Origin of the sequence: Winogradskyella ursingii (assembly GCF_013403975.1) — a bacterium.
In the GTDB taxonomy this organism is placed as follows: Bacteria; Bacteroidota; Bacteroidia; order Flavobacteriales; family Flavobacteriaceae; genus Winogradskyella; species Winogradskyella ursingii.
In genome coordinates this window covers 1-4,212 of sequence record NZ_JABFDH010000011.1, presented here as the reverse complement: position 1 = coordinate 4,212, position 4,212 = coordinate 1, and the positions used below count along the sequence as shown (strand labels likewise).

Annotated in this window: 4 protein-coding genes; all 4 read right to left on the bottom strand. The window is 29.3% G+C overall.

All coding sequences use genetic code 11. From position 1 onward, the window contains the following. Positions 1 to 193: 193 nt before the first annotated feature. A complete protein-coding gene (locus HM983_RS15700) occupies positions 194 to 1,879 on the bottom strand; it encodes an HsdM family class I SAM-dependent methyltransferase (protein WP_179346695.1) in 1,686 nt (561 codons plus the stop codon). A 1-nt stretch (position 1,880) separates the two neighbouring features. After that, a complete protein-coding gene (locus tag HM983_RS15695; RefSeq protein WP_179346694.1) occupies positions 1,881 to 2,975 on the bottom strand; it encodes an AccI family restriction endonuclease in 1,095 nt (364 codons plus the stop codon). Beyond that, a complete protein-coding gene (locus HM983_RS15690) occupies positions 2,972 to 3,265 on the bottom strand; it encodes a helix-turn-helix domain-containing protein (protein WP_179346693.1) in 294 nt (97 codons plus the stop codon). The genes HM983_RS15695 and HM983_RS15690 overlap by 4 nt, the downstream gene beginning before the upstream one ends. A gap of 305 nt (positions 3,266 to 3,570) precedes the next feature. Then, entirely contained in the window at positions 3,571 to 4,113 is a 543-nt protein-coding gene (locus tag HM983_RS15685; protein WP_179346692.1) for a hypothetical protein, read from the bottom strand. Positions 4,114 to 4,212 lie beyond the last annotated feature (99 nt).

Below are 4,212 nucleotides of genomic sequence, written 5' to 3'. Positions count from 1 at the left end.
TACCTTCTAATTACTTTGTCATTTTTGTACATAATTGTTTAAGATTATGTAGCCTTTATTCAGGACGGGTCAAAATTATGCACAACGTGATTGTGTATGATTAGTTGTGTGTAAATAAGCACGAACCTTTCGATTTAATACTGACTTTAAAAATAAGAAAAAACCAATGAATTAAGCACTTAACAGCAATTAATTATACACGGTGTTGTGTTTTCGTACTTTTTTCCGCAAACTTGCTAGCGTTGGCAAAGGCATACTCTTTTGTAATTTTTGGTGTAGCGTTGGCTGAAGCGAATTGCAAATGTGTATGGCTTTTAGCGTTGGCAAATTCAAGTCGTAAAATTTCATCTATTCCACTTATGAATTTCTCATTTTTACTCTTTTTGTATTTAGAATATAAGTCTAAAATTCGGTCAACTTGTGATTCTGTCAAAGTAGATAAATCAAGCATTTTTGATTTGTTCAAATCGTTTGGTTCAAATTTCTTCAAACCATTTCCATATTCACGTCTATTATCGCTAAAGATTTCTTTTGCAACATCAGTTAGTAAATAAGCAAATAGTAAATCATTCGTAACCTTTGAAAATAAATTTGAATTTGTAGGATAAACACAATGAAAAGAAGTCAGATTAGAAATTTTTGCTTCATTTCGTATAAATTTAACTCCATTTCTATTGAATACAGAAACCCAAATTGGTGCAGGTGGTCGATTTTCTAAAGAATACCAAGGTTTTCTACTTTTAGTTAAATATTTCTCATTTACTTCTTCCTTAACTCCTTTTTCTATGTAATCTAAAACACTTTTTTTATTAGAGTTTTTGCCATTAAATAAATATGCCAATTCATTATTGTCCACTAAATTTTTATAATCAGATTCTGTAAAGAAATTACTTTTCACATCTTTTGCTTTGCAAATGCAAGGCAACAAGCTTTCTTTTGGAATAGAAAACTCTTTAGCTTTTGATTCTTTGAATGTGAAATAATCATTTGCACCAGTTGCAATACCTCTCACAACTTTGGCATAAGATGAAAATGGAACAAGGTTTTTATATTTAATTGAATTTTGTAATTGATAATATTTACGCCATTTGATATTTGGGTCTAAATCGTTTAATTTAAAATTATATTCGCCTTTTTCTTTTGGATATGACTTTATGTAATTATCAATAAGTTGTAAATCAGATTTAGATTCTATTGTCGATATATTAATTTCCGAATTGTTTTTGTCATTGGCTAAAAGAAGTATTGATGCAGTAGTCATAGCATCATCAAAAACATTTTCTTTAAAATCGATAACAAATAAGTGTCTTAAAGTTTTAGTTTTTAGAAGGTATTCTTTTACTAATTTCCCATAGTCTGAATTTAGAAATTCAGATGGAATTATATAAGCAGCTCTACCATCTTTTTTTAATTGGAATATAGATTTTAAAAGAAACAGCGTATAAAGATTAGTAAAACCGTTAAATTTAAATTTTAAATTATTTTCAACTTCTAGTAATATTTGTTTGTTATCATAATCGTGAAATTTTAAATATGGTGGATTGCAAATAATTCCATCATATTTGTTTTTCCAATCATTGTACATATAATCTTCAAGGTTTAATGAAACATTTTTGTTAGATTCAAAATATGTTCTTGCTTCATTAAGAATGGTTTCATCAATATCGAAACCTTTAATTTTTAATTTATCTTTTTTAGATAATAAAGTCCTTGAAAAAATTCCTAAACCAAAAGCTGGTTCTAAAACTGTTTTTAATGATTTATTGCCAAGCAACCAATCAGACATAAGATTTGCAATTGGTTGTGGTGTGAAAAATTGAGCAAATTCTTTGCGATGAGTTAAACTAGTCTTATTTGTATATTTTTTTTCTAACTCCATCCTAAAAATCTGTTATGTTTAATAATTTTTTCAGGCTGTCAATATCTAAATAAGCAGTTCCTTTTTCAAAGCTAACGTAAAACAACAATCTTCCTCGACCCATTTCTCTTCTTACACTTTTGTGTTCAGGTTCTAGTACTTTATAAGCAACTTGATTAGTGTTACGCGTATTAATTTTTACAGTCGTTTTATTTTGGTTCTTAACGTCTTGACTAATTTCATAGTGCGTTCCTTCTTTTTCAGGTTCAGTAAGTAAAGTCAATATATTTTTAAAAGAAATACCATAAGATTTGTCAAAGAAAACTTGAAAGTAATAATGTGGAACGTTGAATGTTTCAGCCCATCTGTAAACTACTTTGACATCTTCTATTTTGGGTGTAATGCTTAAATAGTCTCTTTTCTGAACAACTACAATATTATCTTTTAATTCCTTGAAAAGTAATGTCAATTGTTGAAGCCTATCGGTTGCTTTCCAACTTGGTCTTCTAAAACTTATTGAACTGATAGTTTCTTCATTAATACTATTTAGAATATCTATAAAATGTTTCTTTTTGTCATCTTCGAGTATATCTATATATTCAGCAAGTATTTTGTCTTTTACTTTTAGTGCTTCTTTAAGATGATGTGCTGTCCTGTCTTGCATTTCTTTTTCATACTTATCTATGAGAAATGCACTAGAACGTATTTCTAGACCTGCAATTGATTTTTTTACATAGTCTGTAATTAATGAATGTTCAATTTTGCTAATATCAAATCCAAGTTTTGTATCAAAATCAGTTTTTTTAAATACAAGTAAATCTGGACGTTTTCCAATAACATCTAATTCATCTTGAAACTCTCTATAAAATTGGTCGAATCCTTCTTCTCCAGCAATTGTATCATCTGATTTTCCGTATCTAACTGCAACATAATTTTTTGATGTTTCGTTGATTGCTCTAAAAATTAAATCTTCAGCCCAATCTCCTTGTTCTTTGTTAGTTATAAAATTAGAATTTGCTTGCGTTGGTGGTGACGTTCTGTCTCTTGGTATAGAGAAATCAACTATTGATGTAGGTATAGTTTTTGTAACTTCCCTTAATTCTTCAAAGTAGGTCATAGTGTTTTTCTGTATTTTATTTCTTGTTCAGCAACTTTTAAAACTTCAATTGCCTTTTTTTCATCTTTAATTAAGTCATAAACTTTATTTGCAAGCCACAAAGTTTCTAATTCAGAATATGAGTATTTGAATAACTTACTAATAGTTGTCAGATGCTCTTTTTTAAGATTTTTTTGATTACTCTCAATTTTACTCAAATAGGCATCTCCAACTTTTAATTCATAAGCAAGTTCTCTTTGTAACATTCCTGTTTTTTCTCGTAATTCTCTAATTTTCTGACCAATTGTCATTTTCCTTTATTTGACTTGACTTAATTTGGTCAAATGTACAAAATGTTTTTTGAAGTTTTTATTCAAGCGTTGGAAAAATTTTAGCTCTTTTGGTTTTTCGAGCGTTGGAATTGAGCTTTGGCAAAAACCGAAAGTGCTAAAATATGCGGCTGGTCAGTATGAAACACAACGTGTTCGTGTATGATTTGTTACGGGAAATCAGCTATGATTTTCCGATAAAGACACAAGTTAATTAATTCCGAGGAATTTCCGATGAGGAAATTCAGTAGTAATTAATTATACACGTTGTTAGCAACTGGCTTTTATCAAAGTTTAATCCAATTTAACTCGTTATCCTTAATGTTCTTTAAAAAGTCAATATTAATATTCTCCACCGAATTTGTTTTTCCCTTTTCTATTTTTATTCGCTCGTTTTGTAATTCGCCAGAAAATTGGTGATATAAAATTCCGATTTCATTTAGTTTGTTTTTCAGTCGTTTGTCAGTCAAAAATTCAATCCATTTTTCAGTTTCTTTGTTTTCGGCAATTAATTCGCTTGAGTTTTTCTCGGTAAATTCTTTTCGTTTCTGTTCAAGAAGCAATTCAATTCGGCGTTTTGAGAATCTTTTTCTTTCGAGTTTTTTCTGTTCTTTTTTCCAGTCAGGTTCAGAATAGTCGTCCGAATATATTTTCCCTAAAACAGAGCCACAATCACAATTTTTAGTCGTTGTTAAGAAAGTTTGAATTTCATTAGAATTTGGTGTATTCAATTTGTATTCTGCGTAATTCAATCCAAACTCAGACGCAATTTCCTTGATTTCTGAAATACTAGATTTCTCTTTTGTAACTAAAAAGTTGAATTGGCACATAATTTTCTTTCAGCTTGTTGCTAACGTGTTTGTGTATGGTTTCGTTACGGAATGACACGCAGTGTTATTCCGACGTAAACCGAAAGATAGCAAAAGTGC